The organism is Shouchella rhizosphaerae, from assembly GCF_900142675.1.
In the GTDB taxonomy this organism is placed as follows: Bacteria; Bacillota; Bacilli; order Bacillales; family Bacillaceae_D; genus Shouchella; species Shouchella rhizosphaerae.
This window is the reverse complement of the sequence record NZ_FRBS01000002.1, coordinates 219832-244732: the sequence shown is the minus strand read 5'-3', so window position 1 is coordinate 244732 and position 24901 is coordinate 219832. Positions and strand designations below refer to the sequence as shown.

The window sequence follows — 24901 nt, the reverse complement described above, 5'->3', positions numbered from 1 at the left end:
CTTTAGGAGACTTCTGTCACATTCTCATCTATAGCACCGCGTTTCTTTTCTCCGCGGTCGACAATGACTGCAAGTACAGCATCACCGGTAATATTGACGGAAGTGCGCAGCATATCAAGAATACGGTCGACGCCAATAATAAGCGCTATGCCGTCAGTAGGCAAACCGACGGAAGTAAGCACCATCGCAAGCATAATCATGCCAACACCAGGAACCCCTGCTGTGCCAATGCTTGCTAGTGTCGCTGTCAAGACGATAATAAGCATGTCAGTCAGCGACAAGTCGACGACATACACTTGGGCAATAAAAACGGTTGCAACAGCCTGCATGATCCCCGTACCATCCATGTTGATGGTGGCGCCAAGCGGCTGCACAAAGCCAGACACTTGTTTAGAGACGCCTAAATTTTCTTGCGCGGATTTCATTGACAGCGGCAGAACGCCATTTGAACTGGATAAACTGAACGCCATAGTCATTGCGGGCATAAAACCTTTAAAGAACTTCAACGGACTCATTTTTCCTAGGAAATAAACAATCAACCCGTACACAACAAATAAATGGAAAAACAGCACACCGGCAACAGTCAGCATATAAGAAGCCAATGATCCAACAGCAGCCCATCCGGCCTCGCCGAGAGCGGAGGCAATTAACGCAAAAGCTCCATAAGGAGCAAATTTCATTACAAACGTAACGATCTGCATCATAATGTCGTTTGCTTGCTTAAAAAACGATTTTACTGTGCTCACTTTATCTCCTAGCACAGCCATGGCAATCCCGACAAAAATCGCAAACGCGATAATTTGCAGCATCTCCATTTCTGACATGGAAGCCACTGGATTGCTCGGAATGATGTTAACGAGTGTGTCCATAATCGGCACTGCTTCAGATGGCTCGTACTCTTCAGCTATGTCTTCCCCAAGCAACCCAGGATCACCTGGCTGGATAACCGAAGCTGCAGCAAGTGCAATCGTTAAGGAAATAACAGAAGTGACCATAAAGAAAATAATCGTCTTGACACCCATACGGCCAAGTTGCTTCGGGTCGCCTAAATCGGAAACCCCGACAACAAGCGAGAAAAACACAAGGGGCACAACGACCATCATAATCATATTTAAAAAGACGCTTCCTACAGGATCAAACACATACTGGTTTAGCCATTCAAAGGTGCCTTGATGGATCGTAGGCAATACCAACCCAACAATCACCCCGATGCCCAGGGCAATTAAGATCTTTTTTGTCAAATTATTCATGAAATACCCCCAAACACATCAACTATAATCTTTACGTACCCCAGCATGAACAAAAAATAACGATTTTATTAAAAATTGTCGGTTTTGACCGGTAATATCGCCTTTCTCCCTGAGAAAGAAAAAAATAAATCATCCGCTTTTGGGTTATGATTTTTCAGAACATAGCCATAATGATGGCCCTTGAAAACCGCTTCATACTGGAGCAAAAACTTTTTTCAGTATACCTTCTTCCGACATATTTCGCAACTTCCTTTTCTTAGTGGATATGAAATCTGGTATAATGGCTAGTAGACGTTGGAGGGATTTCGAAAATGGCAACTGTAGACAAACCACTACCCCCGACCGATTGGAAAGTAGTGGACAATAGCAAAACATATTTGAAAGAAAGCGCGCTTCGTTCATTTGCTTTTGACGATACACTATGCACGCTTGCAGGAAAAACGGGGCAATCGTTTATCCGTTTTTGGGTTCACGAAAACACGATTGTGCTCGGTACACAAGACACACGCCTTCCCTTTATCCGCGAAGCAATTGAATTTATTGAGCAAGAAGGCTATCGTGCCGTTGTTCGCAACTCCGGCGGATTAGCCGTTTGTTTAGATGCAGGCATATTAAATCTATCGCTTGTGTTTCCAGGGGAAGCAACCTTTTCCATTGATGAAGGCTACGAACGAATGGTAACGCTTGTTAAAGCGATTTTTAAAGAGGAACAAATTGAAGCAGGAGAAATTGCTGGATCTTACTGTCCGGGAAGTTACGATTTGAGCATCGATGGCAAGAAATTTGCAGGCATTTCCCAGCGAAGGATTCGAGGCGGTATTGCTGTACAAATATACCTTTGTGTACAAGGAAGCGGCAGCGCTAGAGCTGCATTGATCCGCTCTGTTTACAATAAAGCTGTGCAAACGAGTAAACCAGCGTTTTCCTATCCTGACATTAAACCTGAAGTGATGGCGTCTTTGTCTGAACTGACAAACGTACCTTATTCGATCGAAACCATTATTGGACGGGCGAAAACAGCTATTCTTGAAAGCGGCGGGCAATTAGAGTCAGCGGTTCTTTCACCTGAAGAAGAGCTGCTGTATGAAACACAGCTTGAACGGGTCATTGACCGCCACAATCGTTGTTTACGCTAAAAAAGGAGAAAAAAGGCCTTGGATTGTTTTACTCCAAAGCTTTTTTTGCATCAAAAGGGCCAAGCAGCGTTTAAACTCCTTGTCCTGTTTTTTGTGTAATAGCTTGCATTCCTGTTATTAAGCTTAGTTTGTATACATCGTCAACATTACAACCACGGGACAGATCGTTAACTGGCTTGTTTAACCCTTGCAAAATTGGGCCAATCGCATCATACCCGCCAAGGCGTTGCGCAATTTTGTAGCCAAGGTTTCCTGATTCGAGGCTTGGAAAAATAAATACGTTAGCTTCTCCTTTTAAAGGGGAATCTGGCGCTTTCTTTTGGGCAACTGCAGGAACAAAAGCAGCGTCAAATTGAAATTCACCGTCAATGATAAGGTCAGGACGGCTTTCTTGCGCAATTTTAGTAGCAGCAGACACTTTTTTCGTTTCTTGCGATGAAGCAGAACCAAGCGTTGAAAAACTAAGCATCGCGACTTTTGGTTCAATACCAAATAGCTTCGCGGTATCCGCTGTAGCAGTAGCAATTTCCGCCAGTTCTTCTTCATTTGGCGATATGTTGATCGCGCAATCACCAAAGACAAATTTTTTGTCTTCTTTGACCATGACAAAAACGCCAGACGTGCGCTTAATCCCAGGTTGTGTTTTAATAATCTGTAAAGCTGGGCGGACCGTATCTCCCGTAGAATGGGCAGCACCGCTAACAAGGCCGTCGGCTTTTTCCATGTAGACAAGCATTGTCCCAAAATAGTTCACATCTTGTAACAGCTTGCGTGCAGACTCCTCCGTTTCTTTGCCTTTGCGCCGGGCAACGAAGGCGTCAACCATTTCATCGATTCCAGGGTATGTCTCTGGATTGTAAATCGTTATTCCTTCTAGTGTAATCTTTAATTTATCAGCAAGCGCTAAAATCGCATCGTTATCCCCTATGACAATCGGTTTTACAACGTTATCGGCAGCAAGTTTGGCCGCTGCTTGCAATACCCGTTCGTCTGTTCCTTCAGGCAAGACGATACTTGGCTTATGAGACTCTACTTGCCGTTTAATGTCAGCAAATAAATCGCCCACGATTTAACCTCCTTAAAAAGTCATCATTTCCTTCTATATTTAGGATACCCCTCTTTATTTAAAAAGGAAACCTCCTTTGCTGAAGCGTCAATTTTAAAAATCCTCATTTAGATTACGCTTCCATATAAGGAAAGGGTTTTCAAGCCTATCAGTCGAATACTAAAAGGATAAAGGAGGATGCAATGTCAATGGATCAACCACTTATAACACTCCAAGTCGAGGACAAAGTCGCCACAATTACGATTAACAGGCCAGAAGTCAAAAATGCATTAAATGACGCTTGCCACGAACAGTTGTACAACCTGCTTTCGGAAGCAAATGAACGGGAAGACGTGACCGTGATTGTCCTAACAGGCAGTGGTGATGCTTTTTGTTCAGGTGCTGATTTAAAGTCAATTGATTTAGCAGAACAAGAGCATTTTAATTACGGAAAGGCGCTGCGGGAAACCTATAACCGCCTCATTGCTTTCATGGTGCACATTGGCAAGCCGCTTATCGCCGATATAAATGGCACTGCCGTAGGCGCTGGTTTGAGTATTGCCCTTGCTTGTGATTTTCGCGTCGCCCGCAAAGAAGCACGATTTGCGCTAGGCTTTTTAGAGATAGGGCTTGTGCCTGATGCCGGTGCATCCTACTTTTTGCCACGTTTGATTGGCTACCCGCAAAGCTTGGAACTAGCAATTAAAGGAATGTTCGACGCCGATGAAGCAAAAGCAATGGGCCTTATCCATAGCATTGGCGAAGCCACGCCTTATATTAAACGCTGTAAACAATTGCCTTCTACCGCTTACCGGCTCATGAAACAAAATTTCCGCGAAAGTTTTGACCACCACTTAGCGGAACTACTGGAAATGGAAGTCACGGCCCAGCGAGAAGCAGGAGCCTCTCGTGAACACCGCTTGGCGCTTGAGCGTTTCTTAAAAGTACCGGCAAACGGAAAAGCCCTAAACATGAAAGACACGAAAAGGTAACGATCCGCTGGCTTATTGGCCAGCGGATCGTTCCTTATGTACTTCTTTTTTTAGCTTTCATCTTGCAGCCACATTTGCCCGGTGATGATTTGCTTGATTCGCTCCAGCGGGTGAAAAAACGTCCATCTATGTTATAGTGGAGGTAATATAAATATACTGGAGGTCCATCTACAATGAATGAAGCTGCAAAAACATTGGACGGCTGGTACGTCTTGCATGATTTTCGCAAAATTGACTGGAATTCCTGGAAAACCGTTTCTGCCTCAGAACGGGAACAAATGCTCAATGAATTTGAAGCACTTGTGTCGAAATGGGAAGGGACGGAAAAAGCCGGAAAAGGCAGCCATGCCCTCTATTCGATTGTCGGTCAAAAAGCAGACATCATGATTATGCTGCTGCGCCCGACAATGGAAGAATTAAATGAGATTGAGAATGCCTTTAACAAATCAGGACTTGCCGCTTATATGATTCCAACGTATTCATACGTTTCCGTTGTAGAATTGAGCAATTATTTAGCTGGTGATTCAGATGAAGATCCGTATGAAAACCCATATGTGCGCTCACGCTTATATCCAGAATTGCCGCGGTGGAAGCATGTCTGTTTCTACCCGATGGATAAGCGCCGCGAAGGCAACGACAATTGGTATATGTTGCCGATGGAAGAGCGTAAAAACCTCATGCGCAGTCACGGCATGATCGGACGCGGCTACGCAGGCGTTGTGAAACAAATCATTTCCGGTTCTGTCGGATTTGACGATTGGGAATGGGGCGTCACCCTCTTTTCAGACGACGTCCTGCAATTTAAGAAGCTTGTTTACGAAATGCGTTTCGATGAAGTTTCTGCCCGTTACGGCGAGTTTGGCTCTTTTTACGTAGGCAACATTCTTGAAAAAGAGCGGATTCCCGCTTATTTCCATATTTAAAAAACAGCCTTGACTCACGTCAAGGCTGTTTTTAGACTGTAGACAAACGCTTTCCCTACATAGCCGTTTGCTTACGCTTTGTCTTTTTGCACTTCTTCTTTTGTCATATTAGGGCGGACAATAATAAAGTACGTTTGAACAATCATAAACAAGTTACCAACTACCCAATAAAGAGCAAGCGCAGATGGCAATGTAATTCCAGCAATCACGATCATAACTGGCATAATGTAAAGCATGATGTTCATTGGATTCGGCATGCCTTCGCCCAATGGGTTCGCTGGCATTTGGCTCATAGACATTTTAAACTGGACAAACGTCGTAATGCCGGCAATGACAGGCAAAATATAGTCAGGGCTGCCTAAGTTAAACCATAGGAACGCGCTAGCCGGGCCCACGCCAATTTCTTCGGTCCGCATAATCGCAAAATAAAGTGCCATTACGATTGGAATTTGCACAAGTGCAGGCAAACAGCCAGCAGCAGGATTCACCCCATGTTTTTGATAAAGACTCAACATCTCGGCTTGTACTTCCCGTTGTTTTTCTGGATTGCCTTGTGCTTTTTTCATTTTCTCCTGAATTTCTTGCATTTCAGGACGGAGCACCTGCATCGCCCGTGTGCTCTTTTGCGACTTTAATGCAAGGGGCAAAATCAGCAAACGGATCAAAATCGTCACAATAATGATGCCCCAACCAAAATGTCCCCCTGTCAAATCAGAAAAAAAGGTAATCAAAAATGACATCGGGTAGACGAAAAATGAGTTCCAAAAACCAGTTGATTCAGCTGTGATCGGTTCATTCGTGTTACAGGCTGCTAAAACGAAAGCAACCATTACTACGCTAAGCGTAAGCATAACTTTCTTTTTATTCATTTCTTTCTTTTCCTCCCTTTGTTGTCTATGCAGCTATCTGTTGGTGCATGCAACAAGGGTAAGGACCATCATCGTCTTGGCAGCCTTTGTCGCGGAAATAAGGAATTTTTGGCCGCGCCCACAGCGCCAAGGGGCGGACTGGAGTCATGTCCACACAGCCTGTCTTATCCGTGTCATGGACTGTACGCTTCATCCGCATGTGCATGCGACGGAGCTTAAAATTTTCATAGGCAACCATCGCAACCACAACCATGACAGGGGCTACGCTGACCCATAACATCGGCAACTCCATTATAAGATCAATCACATCATCCGCCTCCTTTCTGCCTCGATTCACAATATTTCCATCTTACCATACTCGTATCTTCAGGACAAACCTTTGCCGCGCTTACTTTTCCTTTTTCGACAACGCCAACGCTTGCTTTATGCCTTCTTTCATCGACACTTTGCCATACATCAAAACCCCGCCTTTATACACACGGGCAGCCAAAATATTGACGGCGACCACACTTGCTATTAAAAGCGCAAATAAGAGCGCAATTTCCCAGCCAGCAATGACGCCCATGCCAATACGCATCGTCAAAAGCTGTGGTGTAAAAAATGGAATGTAGGAGGCAACCGTAATAAATGGCGCATCTGGAGTGCTTAAGCCAAATGAAACGATAAAGAATCCAGCCATGGCGATAAAGGTCAGTGGCTGTATCGATGAATTGACGTCTTCCGTTCGGCTGACGAGGGCGCCCAATGTAGCCGCAATGCCGCCAAACAAGAAATAGCCAAGAATCGTTAAGAAAAACGCGTAACCGAGCAAGCTCATGTCAATCAAATCGCCGCTTAAAAGATTGCCAATCTCATTCCCGCCAATCAACATGCCAATTGCTAAAGCAGCGACAATCGCAACCATATTGACGACGCCGACAAGGCCAATGCCGACTAGCTTGCCGAACATTTGCACGACCGGATTGACGCTAGAAACAATCAGTTCCATCACACGAGAGGACTTTTCGACGGCTACCTCTGTGGCTATCATCACACCAAAAGAAACAATGATAAAAAACAACACATAGGTCACGCCTAAGACAGTAAAGGACGCTTGCATTTGCGATTCTTCCGTCTCTATCGCAGCCCCTTCTTCCAAAGGTTCCTGTGCAAAGGAGATTGGTTCAAAAATAGCGGCAAGGTCAGACTCGCTTAAATTAAGCGCACTCGTTAATACGGCTTCTTTGACGCGCTGCACTTCCTGCTCAATCGCAGCTACCGCTTCGTAATCATCGCCCCCGCCATAGAGTGTGGCGTCTAATTCACTTTGCGATCCGCTTAAATGAAGGACATAATCATAGTCGCCGTCTCGGGCGCTTTCGAGAGTTGCTTTCAATGATGCATCTTCTACGACTGCAAATGAATACAACGATTCCTCAGGAGATGTTGCAAGTATCGTTGCCACGTCCCCTGCGTTTTCGGTTTCATCGATAATGGCGACTTGCTGGACTTCATTTTCCTCATCGCCTGAAAAGGCAGAGATGATTGATGAAATGTTTGTGGCAATAATGACAATCGCCATGATGACCACTGTAGAAATGATAAACGATTTTGCCTTTAACCTGCTTCCCGCAGTATGGCCGACTATCGTCCAAAAATTATTCATTCGCCCCGCCTCCCACTTGGTCAATGAAAATATCATGCAAGCTCGGTTCTTCTACTTCAAATTTGCGGACAAAGCCTTTTTCGGCTACGCGGGCGAACACAGCTTTTGCCGCTTCTTCATTTTCGACCCGAGCGATGACGCCGTTTTTAATTGGTGTCAAATTAGTTACATGAGGATCAGAAGCTAAAAACGACAAATCATAATCAGCGTGAATGGAGACACTTTTTATGCCGTAGCCCCGTTTAATATCAGTCAGGCTGCCTTGCAGTACCGCTTTCCCACGCTTTAGCATGATAATGTCTTCACACATTTCCTCGACATTGCGCATTTGATGGCTTGAAAACACAATTGTCGTGCCAAGTTCCTGTAAATAACGGACCGCATTTTTCAGCATGTCGGAGTTTACTGGATCAAGGCCGCTAAACGGTTCATCTAAAATTAACAGCTCTGGCTTATGGAGCACTGCTGCAATAAATTGGATTTTTTGTTGATTCCCTTTCGACAGTTCTTCCACTTTCTTTGTTTCATATTCTTCCACTTGGAACCGTTCAAGCCAATGCTTGATCTCTTTGTGGATTTCTTGCACTTTCATTCCTTTTAATTTCCCTAAGTACGTAAGTTGATCGCGGACAGTAAGTTTTGGGTACAGCCCCCGTTCTTCAGGCAAGTAGCCAATCAAATGGGTATTTTTATAAGAAAGTTGCTTATTTTCCCAAGTAATCGACCCTTCCGTTGGCTCGAGCAATCCTAAAATCATTCGAAATGTCGTTGTTTTTCCAGCTCCATTCGCGCCAAGCATCCCGAACATATTGCCTTTTTCAACGCTAACGGAAATCCCGTCGACGGCAACATGTTGGTTGAACCGTTTGCGCACTTGCTTAATTTCAAGCGTCATCTTCCATCTCCCTTTCTTGGATAAGCAACCGTAAGATCTCTGCCATTTTAAGCGGCTGCTTCATAGTAATTTCGAAACCGGCGGCAAGCATCGCTGCTTCTGTTTGCCCATTGTCACTTGAAATGATTTCGATTTGTGGTCCTCTCTGTATTACGGAGTGCACCCCGGCCATGTTTCGCACAACATTTAAATCGGCAACCGCCCAAAAGCGAGCCCAACTGCTCAGCAACGTGTCTTTTTCATAGTAGCCTGTCTGTTTGCCGTCTTGCACGCAAATAATAAAATCGGCTAAATCTTTAATTTCGTCAGGCACGTGACTCGAAAAGACTATCGCCCTTTCTGGGTCTTCTTCCAAGTACTGAAGCCATTCGTTACGGAGCCATTCTTGTGATTCAATATCGACGCCTGCAAAAGGTTCATCCATAATGAGCACTTTAGCGTTTCTGGAAAGTGCTAAAACGGCAAGTGCGACTCTCTGCATTCCCCCGGAAAATTGGCTTATTTGTTTATTGAGCGGCAGACGGTACTGCTCCACAAGCTGCAAAAACCGCTGTTCGTTCCAAGTTTGAAAGCCAATCCGGTATATGGCGGCTAAATGAGAAAGCGTGTACTTTTCAAACGATTTGCTTGTTTGTGGAATAAAGGCGAGCTGATTTTTCCACTCCCTCTCTCCCACTTGTTGGCCAAACCGTTCGATTGTCCCTGCATCGGGATGTACCATGCCAGATATCATCCGTAAAATCGTGCTTTTTCCTGAGCCATTTTTCCCTACGAGAGCCGTAACGGTTCCTCGTTCAATCTGAAAGGAAATCGGACCCGTTGAAAAACGAGCGTCCACCCGCTTTTCGATCTCCGTACATACGATCATCTTTCTTCCCCCCCTTCTAAAACGGCAGCAAACCAATTGGACAGCTCTTCCTTGCTATAACCATAGCTGCGCCCTACTGCGGCAGCTTGCTCTAACGCTTTTTGCACGGCTTCTTGTTTTTGTTCCGACTGGTCTTGCATGCTCATTTCGCTCACAAACGTTCCTTTCCCTTGGATCGTTTTAATGTAGCCTTTCTGCTCAAGGTTTTGATAGGACCGCCTCGTCGTAATCACACTGCAAGACAGTGACGCGGCTAGTTTCCGAATCGATGGCAATGCCGTCCCAGCTGGAAGTTGGCCGCTCACAATCAACGATTTCAGCTGTGCTTCGATTTGATCGTAAATGGGGGTGCGGCTTGACTCATCTAGTTGAATCGGCAACCGATCAGACATAGTAATCCACCTTTTCAAAAGCGGATGAGACCACTTTGAACGTTACGAAAAACTGGATAACAAGCAACACAAACAGCACTGCCAACGTCACCTGCGGCGTATGGTGTAAAAAATAAATAACAATGCCGAAGAACCATAAATCACTGAGCCATCCAACCAATGATAAAACAATAACGACAGGGGCCATCCAAGCAAAAAATTCTAACCAATCCCGATGGCGGTATGTCCGCGCGTAAGGCTCACATGCCACCCATATAAGCCCGCTCACCCACGTTAGGAGTAGCCAAGCTAATGCCGCCTTTACGCCCCAAAAGGGCGAATGTCCGATTAAAAAAGCACTGGCAAAAATCGATACATTGAGAAAGGCGTTAGCCACTAAAATAAAAGCCGACATGCTTAACATCCGGTTTAGCGCCTTTTCACTATTTTTGAGCGGCATCATTTTCAAAAGCACGTAAATATCAGGCACGGCCACTTTGCCGTATGGATCCCGTATCCGATAAGCTTCCCCGCGCACAAAAAAAACGGGGAAGAAAAACCACACCACGAACAATACGACGCCTAAGCCTGGGGCAATAATCCCATTTTCAATCCGTGGCCCAATGTCAACAACAAGCATGCTATACAAGACGCCCCATAGCAAAGCCGTTGCCACAATCCCGATCCAACGGCCAATTCCCATTTTCCGGAACTCGACTAGCAGCAGTTTGAAGGCATTCGCCATATGCAACAGTCCTTTTCAATGTTCATCTGTTTATATCTACATACACAGTATTACACACCTTTTCTTTCTGTGCAAGTAAAAAATGAATCGCGTTTCGGTGGAGACAAGTAAGCTTCAGTTACCCTTCGATTCAGTGCTCCTCGGCAATAGGGCTCAATTCTAACAATTTCTAAACAAGTGATTTCGTTTCGTAATCTAAGTTAGCTCATTTCATATATATTTAAATCCCAACACAGGAATTGAAAAAGACAACTACTCCATTCAATTAAATGTGTAGTTGCCTCTCGAAATAATAAAATTGATTATGTTCAACGTTGCATCTCATCTAGATTATCGTTGCCTTTGTTGGTTTGTTCTTTTATTACCCTTACATAGTAATCGTTCCGCTTCATTAATTCTTCATGAGTTCCAATATCTTCTAACTCTCCATTTTTAATTACTGCGATTTTATCTGCACCCTCTACAGTTGAAAGTCTATGAGCAATGATGACAAAACCCATTTCTCCTCTTAATTGCGAAACTGCTTTAATCAACTCTTGTTCAGTATCACTGTCAACATTGGAGGTATACTCATCTAGTAAGACAAACGAACTTTTCCTTAAAAAAGCTCGAGCAATTGCTATTCTTTGCTTTTGCCCCCCAGATAAAAAGTTTCCGTATTCTCCGATATCTGAATCATAGCCATCATCCAATTTCATAATAAAATCATGAGCACTAGCTTGTTTTGCAGCAAAAATAACTTCTTCATCAGTTGCCTCTGGATTTGCATATTGAATGTTTTCTTTAATTGTTCCATCAAACAATGAAGGATCTTGCGAAACTAAACTAAATCCTCTTCTCCACGTTTTTGGAGAAATATTCTTATATGAAATAGTATCAATCAACATATCGCCCGAGTCCGGTTCACAAAATCTTTCCAGTAGATTAATTATTGTTGATTTCCCTGCACCACTCTCCCCAATTAGCGCAAGCACTTCACCGCGATGAATATCTAGGGACAGATTCCTGATGATGTTATCCTTTTTATTATATGAGAAATTAATATTTTTAAGTTGGACATTATTAAAGGGAAGACTCACTTCCTCATTAACCTCTGTTTTACTCTCTTCGTCTTCCATTAGAATCTCAAACAACTTTTTCAAGGAACCTTTAGCTTCATGATAAGAGCTAATATTCATTCCAATGCCAGCAACATGTACAATGACCTGGAATAAATATAATACAAAAGCTACTAATGCACCCATTGATAGATCCCCAGATCCTAAACGCCAGAAGCCAAATCCAACTACTATGGCAATTATTACAAAACCAATCACACTTAATATTGGATAAACTACAGAATCAATAATTGCCTCTCTTATACTCAACTGATACATTTTAGAAAAGAAATTCTTTCCTCGAGCTTGTTCATCCAATTCTCTACCGTAAGCTTTGACAATCTTAAAATTTCTTAATATTTGCGAAGAAAACACAGTAACCTCTGCCAATTTTTCTTGCCTACTATAATTAATAAACTCTATCCTTTTAAAAAGTGGAATTACTAAGATAAAAGTAAATGGTACAAGGACTAAGACTAGTATAGTTAACCAGAAGTCAATGGAGATTAAAACTACTATTGAACCGATAACTGCTATAGAAGCCATAACAAAGTCTATCAAATCTTTTGTCAAAATGGACGAGATTAATGTTGCGTCGTCGGTTAAGCGGCTGACCAGAGACTCAGACTTATTTTTTTGGAAATAAGAAACCGGTAATTTTAAAATTTTACTCCATAAGATTTCCCTTAATAGATATACTACCTTTTCTTCAGTAAATCTTATTATAGAAGAAGCCACTGTAGAAGACACACTATCAATAATTAGTAAGCCACCTACAAGAATAACTAATTTCCAATCTATCACTTGATTAGAAAATTGATCTACAAAATCTTTTACAACTAGTGGAGAAAACAAACCAATTGCTGCACTTAAAATTGAAAGAATAAACGCTATTGAAAGAGCAATTCTGCTTTTAATTGGTAACGTATACTTTATAATTTCTAACATTTTTTTGTTGAACATATTTTTCCTTCTTTCATTTAAAAAACGGCAACATGAGCTATCGACACTATCTTACCATATTTAGATCGTACCCTTATTGGAACGATAACTCATTTTGGTTAACTCTTCGGCAGAACACTAAGAATCTTAAGGGGTAGCTTCATTGTAGTAGATCCATCAAGCAGAAGTTAAAAGAGACCGCATTTCTGGTCGTAAAAAAATAAGGCAGCTTGTTGCGATAATATAAATGGCCCTTTGCAAACGTTCCATCCTAAGGGAACGTAAAAAATCCACACAAGCCTCGATCTCTCGTTTAGGGCATATTCTTAATTGCCCGATCATATCTTTAAAAACGACTCGATTTAAGCATAAACCCCGTTTTTTAAGCTTTTCTTATTGTTGGCAGATCGATCCGTTCACCAACTTGCGTGCATTCATAAGTGGAGGTGTCAAATTGGCTGTTATTCAAGCATCAACCAATGATATTGATATGCTGGCCCGTCTAATAAGAGCAGAGGCAGAAGGTGAAGGCGAAGAAGGCATGCTGATGGCAGGAAATGTGATGGTCAACCGTGTCCGCGTCGACTGTCTTGATTTCTCAAATGTAAGAACAATTCCGCAAATGGCGTTCCAATCCCCTGGTGGATTTGAGGCGGTTCAGAAAAGCTATTTTTATCAAAGGGCACGAGAACGGGAACGGCGCTTGGCGCGGCGGCTCGTAAACGGGGAAAGAACCCACCCAGCCAGCTTTTCGCTCTGGTTTTTCCGGCCTGAAGGCGCCTGTCCGGCGCAATGGTGGGGGCAATGGAATGCCGGGCGTTTCAAAAACCACTGTTTTTACCAGCCGCTCGAAGCAGAGTGCGCCGAAGTGTTTAGCACATTTTAAGGATAGAAAGGGTGGCAAACATGTATTCATACGATGAGAATGAAGCCAATCGCCAGCAACAAGGATACGGCCAATATGGAGGCCAAGGGCAAGGGCAACAACAAATGGTGCAACAACCGCAATTTTCAGCACAAGGGTACCAAGTGCCTGGTTTTGTGCAGCAACAACAAACTCCGCCTGCTGGGCAAGGAGGCATGTTGCCGTTAGAACAATCGTTCATTGAAAACATTTTGCGTTTAAACCGGGGCAAATTTGTAACCGTCCATCAAACATTTGAGGGCAATAGCGAATGGAATGCGCGAGTCTTTCGCGGCAGGATTGAAGAGGCAGGGCGCGACCACATTGTACTTGGAAACCCCGAGACAGGCGAGCATTACTTGCTGTTAATGGTCAACCTCGACTTCGTTACATTTGATGAGCCAATCGCCTATACATACCAGTATGGATATGAACCAGGCTTGTCTCAATACCCGCCTCGTTAAAGAATGAACGGCTGAGCGTTGCTCAGCCGTTCTTAGTTATAAATGCCGCATTGCTGCCAACCCTAGCAATACCCAGCCGACGATAAATGCAACGCCGCCAATTGGCGTAATCGCCCCTAGCTTTGTGATTCCCGTTAATGCCATGACATAGAGGCTGCCTGAAAATAGGACGATCCCGGCTAAAAACGCCCAGCCTGCTCCATTCACAAGCCCAGAGCTGCCTAGTTTAAGAGCAAATAAGCCGGCTGCAATTAAGCCAAGCCCGTGCACCATGTGGTAGTGAACACCAGTCTGATAGTTGCTCATCATCCGCTCACTTATTTTTCCGTCAAGTCCATGGGCGCCGAATGCGCCAATCGCTACACCAAGTGCCATCGCCAGTGCGCCCAACAGCAAAAAAAGTTTTGCCACGCTATCATCACCTCCACTTGTTTCGTTTATGCTTTCACTATAGCATAGTTCCTTACTAGCAACACGCCATGCGCAATGCAGAAAATGGTATAATTGAATGAAACGTGAAGAAAGGATGAACGATTGGTGATTGCGATTAGGCGCTATAGCGCAGCCGATTATGAAGCGTTGCTGCAAATCCAAAAAGAAGCGTTTCCGCCGCCGTTTCCTTCAGAGTTATGGTGGACCGTAGAACAAGTCGAAGCACACGCAACTGTTTTCCCAGCAGGCGCTTTGCTTGCTGAAGTCAATGGCGAAGTCGCTGGTTCGGCCACTTCCCTTCTTGTCCGTAACGCCGACCGCTCTCATACATGGGAAGAAATAAGCGACAACGGCCTCATCCGCGCTTCCCACCAACCTGACGGAGACACACTGTATGGCATTGACTTATGTGTCCGTCCTCGTTACCGTGGCAAAGGGGTTGCCGCAGCACTCTATGAAGCGCGCAAGCAGACGGTTCTCCAACTCGGTTTAACACGGTTTGCCGCTGTCTGCCGCATTCCTGGCTATCATGCCGTTTCAACAGAAATTGGACCGGAACAATACGTTTCCGAAGTAAAAAACGGCAAGCGCAGCGACCAAGTCCTTTCGTTTATGATAAAGCAAGGGCTCACTCCTACCCATGTGCTTAACGGTTATGTAGAAGACGCAGAATCGTTGAACTATGGCGTTTTTGTGGAGTGGCGCCCTCCTGGCCGTTAAACGTTTAAGCCCCGCCTAAACATCGGCGGGGCTCAGACGGTAGACAAACAATCGCATAATTCGTCGTTTGCCTCGGTCCTATTACTTGGTTTCATCGAGCCGCTGCTTAAACACATCAAACCCTTCTTGGACTTGTTTTGGATTGGTTGTCAGCTTGCTGACAACATAAATCACAAGGGCAGCGACAATAAAGCCAGGCAACAACTCATAAACTCGTTCATCCATGCCAAGAAATGCATAAAGGTTCGTATTGGCCCAAATGACAACGACAAGCGCCCCAGCACCCATACCTGCCAGCGCTCCCCATTTCGTCATCCCTTTCCAGTAAAGAGCAATCAACATCACAGGTCCAAAAGCAGCGCCAAATCCAGCCCAGGCATAACTGACAAGCTCTAGAATGGTACTGTTTTGTTGCCAAGATAAAGCTAAAGCGACCAATGAAACGACTAAAACCGCGCCGCGTCCAAGCATGACCATTTCACGATCGCTCGGTTTTCGTTTTAAAAACGTCTTATAAATATCTTCGGTCAGTGAACTGGATGTGACGAGCAATTGCGAGGAAATCGTACTCATTACGGCAGCAAGAATGGCGCTAAAAATAAAGCCGATCACATATGGGTGAAACAACATATCGCCCATAACAACAAAGACCGTTTCCGAGGCTTCTGCTGTCTCTAAGAAAACCCCTTCCCCTGTTAAATAAGCTCTGCCGACAAGGCCAGTAAACATGGCGCCAACAATAGACAATACCATCCAAGTCATGCCAATGCGCCGCGCCGGTTTTGCCTCTTTCGCCGTCCTTAGCGCCATAAACCGGACAATGATATGGGGCTGCCCGAAATAACCAAGCCCCCAAGCAAGAGACCCTATAATGCCAATAACCGACACGCCACGGAAGATATCCATTAAAAGCGGATCGATGTCGCGGATTTGCACAAAGGTGCTTGAAACCCCGCCAACCTCAGCCAGTGCGAAAGCTGGCACAAGCAATAACGCCAACATCATGACGCCGCCTTGGACAACGTCTGTCCAGCTCACTGCTAAAAAACCGCCAAACAGCGTGTACGCAATCGTCACTCCTGCCACAATCATAAGCCCTGTCCGGTACTCTATTCCAAGCACCGACTCAAATACGACACCACCGGATACCATGCCTGACGAAACATAGAGCGTAAAAAAGCCAATGATGATCAAACTTGACAGCATGCGCAATAGTTTGGATGTGTCATTAAATCGGTTTTCTAGAAAGGCTGGAATGGTAATCGAATCATTCGCCGTTTCTGTATAAGTGCGCAACCTTGGAGCAAGAAAAACCCAGTTTAAATAAGCGCCTAAAATTAAGCCAAATGCCAGCCAGCCGGCGCCAATGCCTGTCAAATACATCGAACCAGGCAAAGCCAACATTAACCAACCACTCATATCAGAAGCGCCTGCGCTCAACGCCGCAACTGTTGGCGAAAGACCTCTGCCACCGAGCGTATAATCGGAATGGCTTACTGTTTTTTTATAGCCATAGTAGCCAATCACTAGCATAATCAGCAAATAAATTATAACGGAAACAATAATTTCATAACGAATGAGCATCTACATCCTTTCTACTAAAAGGCAGCCTCTTTTAAGAGGGCGACTTTATCAAAAATCAAGTAAATTTCGCTTTTCCTCTTGTTCACCTTCCGTTTCGGCCAAAGGAGAACCAAGTTCCTTCGTTTCCGGAACTCGCTTTTGAACAGGCAATGGATACGAAATCGGCTTTGTTTTCTCTTGCTGTAACCTAGACTCAAGAGGATGCCCTTTTAACAACTGGCAATAGCTCTCCAACACAGCAGCCGCTTCTTTTAATTCATCCCCGTCATTGTCTTTAACGGCTTTCGCGATTCTCCCCATCTGCCGTTCCATTTGCAACAGCACATCTTCTGCGTGTATATGCATAAACGCCTCCTTTCTCATCATGGAAAAACGAATGCGGCAACGTGGGGCTTGTAAAAGGAAAGACCGCCACGTTCGCTCATGATGAAATCAACTTATTCATCATAGCATGGTGCATTGCCTTAAAGAAAATCGTGTTTTCACGGCGAAAAACGAGTTCGTTTTCATTTCTCCAGGTTATGCTAGGTCACCTCTCTAATTCGCTAGAAACAGCAACGATTCTCATTCTTCTTCTTTTATTCTCCAAAAAGAGCTTGCTCCCTTTATTTTCTTAGAGCAAGCTCTTTATAAATATCCCCGAGGCAATAATAGCCCGCGTGTTCTGCCAGTGTAATATGTTTCGCCCAAAGCTTGGCCGTCATACGTGCATCCGCTAAAGCATGGTGGCGTTGGCTAATCGCTATCCCATAAGCATCGCACCATTCATCAAGTGTTTGAAACTGCTGGTGGGCGGCGGTTATATTTGTTAAAAACGTTGTATCGATGAGCCGATGTGTAAACGTACGGCCTAGCTCTTGCCATGTCGCATGGCGCATAAACTTGCGCTCATGGGCGGCATGGTGTGCAACAAGTGTGGCTGCGCCAGCAAAGTCATAGAATCGTAGCAACACGTCATTAATTGGCGGAGAATGGTCTAGCTCCTGCAAAGACAAACCGGTCAGGCGCAGCACCTCCTCACATGGAGGCTGTTTTGGTTTAATCGTCTCATAAAAATGATCGTTGTGAACTTCATTTCCAGTTACTTTCACGGCCCCTATCGATAGAATGCCATCGCCTTGGTCTGGATGGAATCCGCTTGTTTCTAAATCAAATACAACGATCGGGAGCTGTGCAAAAGGAATGTGGAGGACATCGAGCTGGGCTTCCTTTTGAAAACGGCGGAAACGCGCCATTTGGGCGGCATTCCCCGTTTCTGCTGCCGACATGGCGAACCCGAAGCGATTTGATAATTGCCGCATAAATTGCATCATGTTATTCATCATTTGCTTCCGCCTGCCTCAACGATTTTCTGGATTGTTTCATAAAGGCGGCGCCCTTCTTTTGCCCATGTTTTCAAGTCATTGCGTTCTTCTTTTGTCAATTGGCTAGGGATAATGTATTTATAAGAAGAAAACTGCTTAATCCAGTAAGCCCGCTGTTCAAATAAGGAGGCAAAAGAGCGTTCAGCTTCCTCAAAACCGCTTCCCGGCGGAAGAGCCGCGAATCGTTCTAAAGTTGACGTAGCCATCATGCGCTGCTGAAGAGCGAGCAAGCGCATGCCGTTGACATACGGAAACAGAATTTGCTCTTTCACATTTAAGGCCCCTTGGTGTTCACCGCGCTGTTCAACAAGGAGCTGCCCAAATAAATTGCGGACTTGCGGCATTCTTCCGGTATTGTCAGCAAACCGTTTCATTAAGTGGGGAGAGCGTTCCATTTGGGCAAACAATTGTTTTTTCAAGCCTAAAACAAAGGCATGTTCTCCTAGAATTGTCCGGGCATCGAAAAATGTGAGTACATAGCGCACATGTTCAAACGTATCTTTTGTGAGCCAATGTTGCAGCTGTTGAGACCATTTTTCGGCTGAACCGCACCACCGTTCACATGAGGCCATCACGCCGCCAACACAACGTTCATAGCCGGCAGCTTCAAGCTGTGTCACAATCCTTTCGCCAAAGGTTAAAAAATAGGACAAATGGCGATCATCTTCTCCTTTGAAAACAATGCCGTGGTCTTGGTCACTGTCATAAATTTGCTCCTTGCGCCCCGCGCTGCCCATAACAAAAAAGGCAAAGGGAGCAGGGAATTCTCCCAGCTCCTTTTTTATTTCTTCTCCTGCAGCCGAAACAGCAGCATGTAATTTTTGTTCATGGTAAGCCTGCAGTTCTTTTGCATAGGCAAATGGTTTGCTCATGTTAAGAACCTGTTTGCGTAGACGTTTTTTCAGACTGGACAGTTTCAGGATACCCGTAAGAACCGTGCTCACTCATATCGAGCCCTAGAATTTCTTCTTCCTCTGTAACGCGCAAGTTTCCGCCGAGAAGCCCTTTTGTTATGAACAACAATACGTAAGAAGCGACAAAAGCAAACACACCGCAAACAACGACGCTTAATAGTTGGACGCCAAGCTGTTCGAAACCACCGCCATAGAACAATCCAGGCAGGCCGCCATTCATTTCTGCTAATTCAGGCGTGGCAAACAGTCCGTTTGATAGAGTCCCCCATACACCAGCAACACCGTGAACGCTTAAGGCAAAAATAGGATCGTCAATTTTAAGTTTATCAAACATATTCATGCTGACGACGACAATCAATCCGCCAATGACGCCAATAAGGACTGCAGCCCACGGCGCAACGAATGCACAAGAAGCAGTGATGGCAACGAGGCCTGCAAGCGTTCCGTTTAATGTCGTCGGCACGTCGGCCTTTCCATTAAGTGCCCAAACAAGAAACAGTGCTGCAATGGTACCGGCTCCAGCCGCAAGCTGTGTATTTAGTGCTACATAACCAAAGAACGCATCAGCGACGCCGCCAGTCGAACCGGCATTAAACCCAAACCAACCTACCCACAAAATCAACACGCCAAGGGCGGTATACACTTGGTTATGGCCAAACAAGTCATTGACTTTGCCATTTTTGTCATACTTGCCAAGACGTGGCTTTAAAATCAATGTAGCTGCTAAAGCGGCCATTGCACCCGTCAAGTGAACGACTGTGGAACCGGCAAAATCTTGCTTTCCTAAATTAGCCAGCCAGCCTTGGTCTGACCAAATCCAGTGTGCGACGAGCGGGTAAACAAAGGCAGAGAACAATACAGCGAAAATCGCGTATGCGGCAAGCTTCCCCCGTTCAGCAAAACCACCAAAGGCAATCGTTAACGCAATTGCAGCAAACGTAAGTTGGAAGAAGAAGTCAACCGAACCAACACCATCTGCATAGTTGCCAAAAAAGAAATCAGCCATGCCAATAAAAGGATTGCCGTCCCCATATATAAAGCCATAACCAACGGCCCAAAAGACAAGTGAAGCGATACCGACCGTAAAAATCGTTTTACCTGCGATATGACCGGCATTTTTCATCCGAGTTGAGCCTGCCTCAAGCAAAATAAAACCGCCTTGCATAAGAAGAACTAATATTGCGGAAATGGTTAGCCATAAATTATCCATAAGTACAGTTTCCAATTCGTCTCCCCCCAGCCCTTGTTTTATATCGTCATTATAATCTGATGTCAGAATTGTTCTATAAGTATGTCAGGATATCTAACATTGTTTTTGTAGGAGATAGGATTATTTCCTGCTACGGAAGACCTATAAAACAAAGCTTCACTGAGGCGTAAAGACGAATGGGCTGGAAATGATCGTTAAGGCTGAAAACCTCCGAGAACGTATGTTTCCGGAGGTTTTCCTTTGTTAAGAAGCGTGTTGATTTTCCTTCTTAGCAAATAATTTGATCAGAAACGGCAAAGCGATGAATAAGGCAAGCACGCGCAGCATTTGCAGTGTTGCTACTGCGGTCGCGTCTAGTTCTAGCTGAGCTGCTGTCGAAGCCATTTCCGCAGCCCCAGCTGGCACAATCGCTAGCAAACTTGTAAAAAACGGCAGCGGCGTAAGCACGAAAAAAATCAGCGCTAGCCCAACGCTCATTACAACATAAAGCGCCAACGCCGCTGCACTTGCTGCACCGATACGGCTAAGTTCCTTAAGTGTTTTCCGGTCAAAGCGCATGCCAATCAACGAGCCGATCAGCACTTGAGCACTACCAAGAACAATATTAGGCATGCTATATTCAGGCACAAGCAGCTGGTGGATGGCAAAGCCAAGGGCAATTGCTAAAAACATCGGCGCTCCTGGAAACGTGACAAAGCGTGCTAAGCAAAAGATGACCACTGCACCAAGCAACGCGAGAAAAACAAGCCAGGCATCTGCTGCAAATGGCTGTGTCACTGCAGCTGGCAGCGACACGCCTCCTCCTGTAGCGAGGCCGACTAGAAGGGGAACGACGAGCACAAACAACGTAATTCTAGTTGTATGGAATGCCGCCACAATGCGCTGGTCTGCGTGGTAACGCTCGCTTAAAGCAATGACTTCTGAGGCACCCCCTGGCAGGCAGCAAAAGAATGCTGTATTCCCTGTCGTATGCGCCCACTTCTCAAAGCCTTTTCCAAGTAAGATCCCCCCTGCAAGAGTCAATGCCAACGTCAGTAAAAAAGCGGGCAGCAACATTCTGTATGCCCATAGCTCCTCGGGAATGACCATAAACCCAATAGAAATGCCGACTAACGCAAGTGAAACAGTGAACAGTTCGCTTTTAAAGATGAGCTTTTGGACAAAAAAAGACCAAAATATGCCCGTTGCTAAAGCGCCAAGCAACCAACCTGCCGGCATGCCAAGCATTTGCACCACCCAGCCAACGGCAAAAGATACAGCAAGAAAAACGAGTTTACTTCCCATAAGAATAGAGCTCTGCTTTCATAGGCAGCTGCCAATCGACCGGAGCTTTTCCCTGTTCCTGCAGCCAATGGTTGATTTTTGAGAACGGGCGGCTGCCAAAGAAACCTCGATTTGCAGAAAAAGGGCTCGGGTGGGCCGACTCGATAATCAAATGGCGTGTTGCATCAATCGCCTCTTTTTTCGCTTGGGCATGCCTTCCCCACAGCACAAATGCAACTGGTTCTTCCCGTTTATTTAAAGCGTGAATGACTTCGTTCGTAAACAGTTCCCAGCCTTTGCCTTTATGGGAGCCTGGCTGCCTTTTACGAACGCTGAGCACAGTGTTTAACAACAGCACGCCTTGATCGGCCCACGGCTGTAAATAGCCATGGTCTACAGGCGTAACGCCCAAATCGTCTTGTAATTCTTTATACATATTTTTGAGCGATGGCGGGACAGCCACTTCCGGTTTAACAGAAAAACTTAATCCATGGGCTTGGTTTGGGCCATGATAAGGGTCTTGCCCAAGAATAACGACTTTCACTTGTTCAAACGGCGTATAGTGGAAAGCATTAAACAAATCATTCATATGGGGGTAGACCGTCTGCTCTTTGTACTCTCGTTTCAAGAATTCACGCAGCTCTAAGTAATACGTTTTTTGAAATTCGCCGCCAATCACATCGTTCCAATCGTTACGAAGAATAGGCATGTTCAGTTCCTCCTCTTCATCTAGTTGTCTCTGTATCTATCATAACGTTAATGGCCAATGTTGCCAAACAGCAAAAACCAGCGGAGAAGTTCCGCTGGCCATACGAGCCGTTTGAGTGGTTTTAAAGCAAAAGATGAGCCATGAGCACAATAATCGGCAATGTAATGATCGTGCGAACTAAAAAGAGCAACACACAATCGAAAAAGCTGACAGGAATTTTGGAAGCGATTAAGACGCCCCCTGTTTCCGACATATAAATGAGCTGCGAGACAGACAGTGTGCCGATCACAAACAGTGTAAATTCATTGGTGATGCCAAACGGTTCTGCAAGGACTGTCGGCAACAGCATATCTGCAAAGCCAACTAAAATCGTTTTGCTTGCCTCGGCAGCCTGGGGCACGTTCATCCATTCAAGGACTGGAATAAAAGGCACAGCCAGCCATTCAAACAGTGGCGTGTAGGTTGCTACTGCAGCTGCGAGCGTTCCAATCGTCATGACGACAGGCAAGACACCAAACCAGAGGTCCAACACATTTTTGAAACCGTTTTTTGCGTTATCACCACTTTTGGCGCTCGTTTCAGCCCTGCTGATCGCTTCATAAAAACCGTGCTTCCAGACGCCTTTCACTTTTGGCTCCCGTTTTCCTGGAGAGCCATCAATATACGTGTCTTTTTTCCGAGAAAGCGGCGGAATTCGCGGTGTGATAATTGCTGCAAGAAAACCAGCAACAAACAAAGTAAAGAAAAACTGCCAAAACAAATGGCTAATGCCTAGTTGCGATAAAATATAAATGCTAAAGGTAATCGAAACAACAGAGAATGCCGAAGCGACAATTGCTGCTTCCCTTTGTGTATACTTCCCAGACTCGTACTGTTGGTTCGAGAGCATGACGCCTACTGTTCCATCGCCAATCCAAGAAGCAATACAGTCTATCGAGGCACGCCCAGGCAAGCGGAATAACGGGCGCATTAAGTTTTTCAACAACGAGCCGACAAACTCCATCAAACCGAAGTTAAGCAAAAGCGGCAACAGCATGCCAGCAAATAAAAAGATGGTAAACAAAAATGGCAATAGATCGTTCAACAATACTTGGCCGGTGTCGCCGGAAATCAGGAACTGGGGCCCGATTTGGACGTACACCATCACTCCTAAAATAGCTCCGACAACACGAATGACGATCCACCCAGGAGTGGTTGCAAAAACGCCTTCCCAAAGTGTGTTAATCTCGCTGCCTCTCTTTTTCACGGAAAAAACAACCGATAACAACGCAGAAATGACCATCGCTATGACCGTGATTAAAATAATCGTGTCTACCGTAAGAAGCGCCATTAGCCAATCAGCGGCAAGGGCTACGGGCAGCTTGACACTCGTTTCGCCTTCTTCGACCACCGTAAAAGGAGTCATAAACAACACAATGCCAATCAGAGATGGCAGTACAAACAGCAGTGTATTTTTTACATTTACTTTCGTTCCCATAAAAGGACCTCCGAAATGGATAAGAATAAGATAACATGAATCATTATACACAACTATCCCTCTCCAGGCTATTACATTTTTTACAGGAGGTCTATCTCAGTAAAGGGAAATCATTTCCAAAAGCGCCACTGCTTTTAAGGACGCCCATGCTTTAGTATAATGGAAAGCACGGACAAGGAAGGAGAGAGAAAAATGGAACGTTATAAAGCATTAACAATTGCTGGCTCAGATACAAGCGGTGGTGCCGGCATCCAAGCGGACTTGAAGACATTTCAAGAACTTGGCGTTTATGGCATGAATGCCTTGACGACTATTGTTGCGCAAAATCCGTTTGAAAACTGGGCCCATGAAGTATTCCCCCAAGATGCCAAACTCGTCGGCAAACAAATAGACACAGTGTTAAAAGGCATTGGCGCTGATGCGGTTAAAACAGGAATGCTTGGATCGATTGAAATCATTGAACTTGTTGCCAACAAAATTGAAGAGTATGGCGTTAACAAGGTTGTTGTCGATCCAGTGATGGTTTGCAAAGGCGCAGATGAAGCGCTCAATCCAGAAACGGATGCATGCCTGCGCGATGTCCTCGTACCAAAAGCATTTGTCGTTACGCCAAACTTGTTTGAAGCCACGCAGCTTTCTGGGCAACGTATTGAGACACTCGACGATGTCAAACGTGCAGCGCAAACGATTCACCAACTAGGCGCAGACCATGTTGTCATTAAGGGAGGAAGCAAGCTTAACCACCCGCAAGCAGTTGATGTTTGGTATGATGGCCAGTCTTTCACATTGCTTGAAAATCCAGAAATCGATACGACCTACACGCACGGAGCAGGCTGCACGTTTGCCGCAGCCATCACTGCTATGCTTGCAAAAGGCAAATCGGTTGAGGAAGCGATCCACACAGCGAAAGACTTTGTCACTGCCGCGATCAAGCACGGCAGCAGACTCAACGAATACGTCGGTTCCGTTGCCCACGGCGCCTACCGCCACGAAAAACAAAACTAACCAGTCTCAACAAAATCATTCAGACTGATAGAAAGCGCTTGTCAGACGAGGAGTGCAGCCGAGGAAAGATGCAAATA

General features: G+C 45.1%; 26 protein-coding genes. 7 read left to right on the top strand and 19 right to left on the bottom strand.

The window, feature by feature from the left end:
* Positions 1–2 precede the first annotated feature (2 nt).
* A complete protein-coding gene (locus BUC05_RS07245; protein ID WP_011248742.1) occupies positions 3–1250 on the bottom strand; it encodes a dicarboxylate/amino acid:cation symporter in 1248 nt (415 codons plus the stop codon).
* A 311-nt stretch (positions 1251–1561) separates the two neighbouring features.
* On the opposite strand from BUC05_RS07245, the gene BUC05_RS07240 reads away from it, so the two are divergent.
* Complete coding sequence (locus BUC05_RS07240; protein ID WP_035205862.1) at positions 1562–2386, top strand: lipoate--protein ligase family protein; 825 nt, start codon at positions 1562–1564, stop codon at positions 2384–2386.
* A gap of 70 nt (positions 2387–2456) precedes the next feature.
* Here the strand turns inward: BUC05_RS07240 and pta are convergent, their stop codons facing one another.
* The gene (pta, locus tag BUC05_RS07235) at positions 2457–3452 is read right to left on the bottom strand and encodes a phosphate acetyltransferase (protein ID WP_011248744.1); all 996 of its coding nucleotides are present in this window, start codon (positions 3450–3452) and stop codon (positions 2457–2459) included.
* Positions 3453–3634: 182 nt separating this feature from the next.
* On the opposite strand from pta, the gene BUC05_RS07230 reads away from it, so the two are divergent.
* Together BUC05_RS07230 and hemQ are read left to right on the top strand one after the other, a co-directional pair.
* Positions 3635–4423 carry an enoyl-CoA hydratase/isomerase family protein gene (locus tag BUC05_RS07230; protein WP_244153289.1) on the top strand — a complete coding sequence of 263 codons (789 nt, stop codon included), beginning with the start codon at positions 3635–3637 and terminating at the stop codon, positions 4421–4423.
* A gap of 173 nt (positions 4424–4596) precedes the next feature.
* Entirely contained in the window at positions 4597–5346 is a 750-nt protein-coding gene (gene hemQ / locus BUC05_RS07225; RefSeq protein ID WP_011248746.1) for a hydrogen peroxide-dependent heme synthase, read from the top strand.
* A gap of 71 nt (positions 5347–5417) precedes the next feature.
* Here hemQ and yidC read toward each other — a convergent pair whose 3' ends face one another.
* The 8 genes from yidC to BUC05_RS07185 all read right to left on the bottom strand — a co-directional run bounded on the left by yidC (position 5418) and on the right by BUC05_RS07185 (position 12799).
* Positions 5418–6215 carry a membrane protein insertase YidC gene (yidC, locus tag BUC05_RS07220; protein ID WP_011248747.1) on the bottom strand — a complete coding sequence of 266 codons (798 nt, stop codon included), beginning with the start codon at positions 6213–6215 and terminating at the stop codon, positions 5418–5420.
* A 25-nt stretch (positions 6216–6240) separates the two neighbouring features.
* Positions 6241–6522, bottom strand: a complete 282-nt coding sequence (locus BUC05_RS07215; RefSeq protein ID WP_011248748.1) for a hypothetical protein — start codon at positions 6520–6522, stop codon at positions 6241–6243.
* 81 nt (positions 6523–6603) lie between these two features.
* Positions 6604–7860, bottom strand: a complete 1257-nt coding sequence (locus BUC05_RS07210; protein WP_073304430.1) for an ABC transporter permease — start codon at positions 7858–7860, stop codon at positions 6604–6606.
* A complete protein-coding gene (locus BUC05_RS07205; RefSeq protein WP_011248750.1) occupies positions 7853–8755 on the bottom strand; it encodes an ABC transporter ATP-binding protein in 903 nt (300 codons plus the stop codon). The genes BUC05_RS07210 and BUC05_RS07205 overlap by 8 nt, the downstream gene beginning before the upstream one ends.
* A complete protein-coding gene (locus BUC05_RS07200) occupies positions 8745–9623 on the bottom strand; it encodes an ATP-binding cassette domain-containing protein (RefSeq protein WP_073304428.1) in 879 nt (292 codons plus the stop codon). The genes BUC05_RS07205 and BUC05_RS07200 overlap by 11 nt, the downstream gene beginning before the upstream one ends.
* On the bottom strand, positions 9620–10015 hold the full coding sequence (locus BUC05_RS07195; protein WP_011248752.1) for a GntR family transcriptional regulator: 396 nt from the start codon (positions 10013–10015) through the stop codon (positions 9620–9622). The genes BUC05_RS07200 and BUC05_RS07195 overlap by 4 nt, the downstream gene beginning before the upstream one ends.
* Positions 10008–10739: a hypothetical protein gene (locus BUC05_RS07190; protein ID WP_011248753.1), complete on the bottom strand. Its 732-nt coding sequence runs from the start codon at positions 10737–10739 to the stop codon at positions 10008–10010. The genes BUC05_RS07195 and BUC05_RS07190 overlap by 8 nt, the downstream gene beginning before the upstream one ends.
* A gap of 308 nt (positions 10740–11047) precedes the next feature.
* Positions 11048–12799 (bottom strand): ABC transporter ATP-binding protein, encoded by a 1752-nt coding sequence (locus BUC05_RS07185; protein ID WP_073304426.1) that lies wholly within the window; start codon positions 12797–12799, stop codon positions 11048–11050.
* Positions 12800–13232: 433 nt separating this feature from the next.
* Between BUC05_RS07185 and BUC05_RS07180 the strand changes: the two genes are divergently transcribed.
* Together BUC05_RS07180 and gerQ are read left to right on the top strand one after the other, a co-directional pair.
* Positions 13233–13664: a cell wall hydrolase gene (locus tag BUC05_RS07180; protein WP_011248754.1), complete on the top strand. Its 432-nt coding sequence runs from the start codon at positions 13233–13235 to the stop codon at positions 13662–13664.
* Positions 13665–13684: 20 nt separating this feature from the next.
* Positions 13685–14146 (top strand): spore coat protein GerQ, encoded by a 462-nt coding sequence (gene gerQ, locus BUC05_RS07175; protein ID WP_035205848.1) that lies wholly within the window; start codon positions 13685–13687, stop codon positions 14144–14146.
* A 36-nt stretch (positions 14147–14182) separates the two neighbouring features.
* Here the strand turns inward: gerQ and BUC05_RS07170 are convergent, their stop codons facing one another.
* Positions 14183–14557, bottom strand: a complete 375-nt coding sequence (locus BUC05_RS07170) for a DUF423 domain-containing protein (RefSeq protein ID WP_011248756.1) — start codon at positions 14555–14557, stop codon at positions 14183–14185.
* A gap of 126 nt (positions 14558–14683) precedes the next feature.
* Here BUC05_RS07170 and BUC05_RS07165 point away from each other — a divergent pair, with 126 nt between their 5' ends.
* Positions 14684–15298 carry a GNAT family N-acetyltransferase gene (locus BUC05_RS07165; protein WP_035205846.1) on the top strand — a complete coding sequence of 205 codons (615 nt, stop codon included), beginning with the start codon at positions 14684–14686 and terminating at the stop codon, positions 15296–15298.
* Positions 15299–15379: 81 nt separating this feature from the next.
* Here BUC05_RS07165 and putP read toward each other — a convergent pair whose 3' ends face one another.
* The 8 genes from putP to BUC05_RS07125 all read right to left on the bottom strand — a co-directional run bounded on the left by putP (position 15380) and on the right by BUC05_RS07125 (position 23819).
* Positions 15380–16882: a sodium/proline symporter PutP gene (gene putP, locus BUC05_RS07160; protein ID WP_035205844.1), complete on the bottom strand. Its 1503-nt coding sequence runs from the start codon at positions 16880–16882 to the stop codon at positions 15380–15382.
* A 48-nt stretch (positions 16883–16930) separates the two neighbouring features.
* Positions 16931–17227: a YwdI family protein gene (locus BUC05_RS07155; protein ID WP_011248759.1), complete on the bottom strand. Its 297-nt coding sequence runs from the start codon at positions 17225–17227 to the stop codon at positions 16931–16933.
* 260 nt (positions 17228–17487) lie between these two features.
* Positions 17488–18204: a 3'-5' exonuclease gene (locus tag BUC05_RS07150; RefSeq protein WP_035205945.1), complete on the bottom strand. Its 717-nt coding sequence runs from the start codon at positions 18202–18204 to the stop codon at positions 17488–17490.
* Complete coding sequence (locus BUC05_RS07145) at positions 18204–19118, bottom strand: DUF294 nucleotidyltransferase-like domain-containing protein (RefSeq protein ID WP_084140034.1); 915 nt, start codon at positions 19116–19118, stop codon at positions 18204–18206. Before BUC05_RS07145 ends, BUC05_RS07150 begins: the two co-directional genes overlap by 1 nt.
* Position 19119: 1 nt before the next feature.
* Entirely contained in the window at positions 19120–20370 is a 1251-nt protein-coding gene (locus BUC05_RS07140) for an ammonium transporter (RefSeq protein ID WP_035205944.1), read from the bottom strand.
* A gap of 243 nt (positions 20371–20613) precedes the next feature.
* Positions 20614–21654 (bottom strand): AbrB family transcriptional regulator, encoded by a 1041-nt coding sequence (locus tag BUC05_RS07135; protein WP_035205842.1) that lies wholly within the window; start codon positions 21652–21654, stop codon positions 20614–20616.
* On the bottom strand, positions 21644–22342 hold the full coding sequence (locus BUC05_RS07130) for a uracil-DNA glycosylase (RefSeq protein WP_011248764.1): 699 nt from the start codon (positions 22340–22342) through the stop codon (positions 21644–21646). The genes BUC05_RS07135 and BUC05_RS07130 overlap by 11 nt, the downstream gene beginning before the upstream one ends.
* 121 nt (positions 22343–22463) lie before the next feature.
* The gene (locus tag BUC05_RS07125) at positions 22464–23819 is read right to left on the bottom strand and encodes a YjiH family protein (RefSeq protein ID WP_063608972.1); all 1356 of its coding nucleotides are present in this window, start codon (positions 23817–23819) and stop codon (positions 22464–22466) included.
* Between the two features lie 192 nt (positions 23820–24011).
* On the opposite strand from BUC05_RS07125, the gene pdxK reads away from it, so the two are divergent.
* Complete coding sequence (gene pdxK / locus BUC05_RS07120) at positions 24012–24824, top strand: pyridoxine/pyridoxal/pyridoxamine kinase (RefSeq protein WP_063608971.1); 813 nt, start codon at positions 24012–24014, stop codon at positions 24822–24824.
* Positions 24825–24901 lie beyond the last annotated feature (77 nt).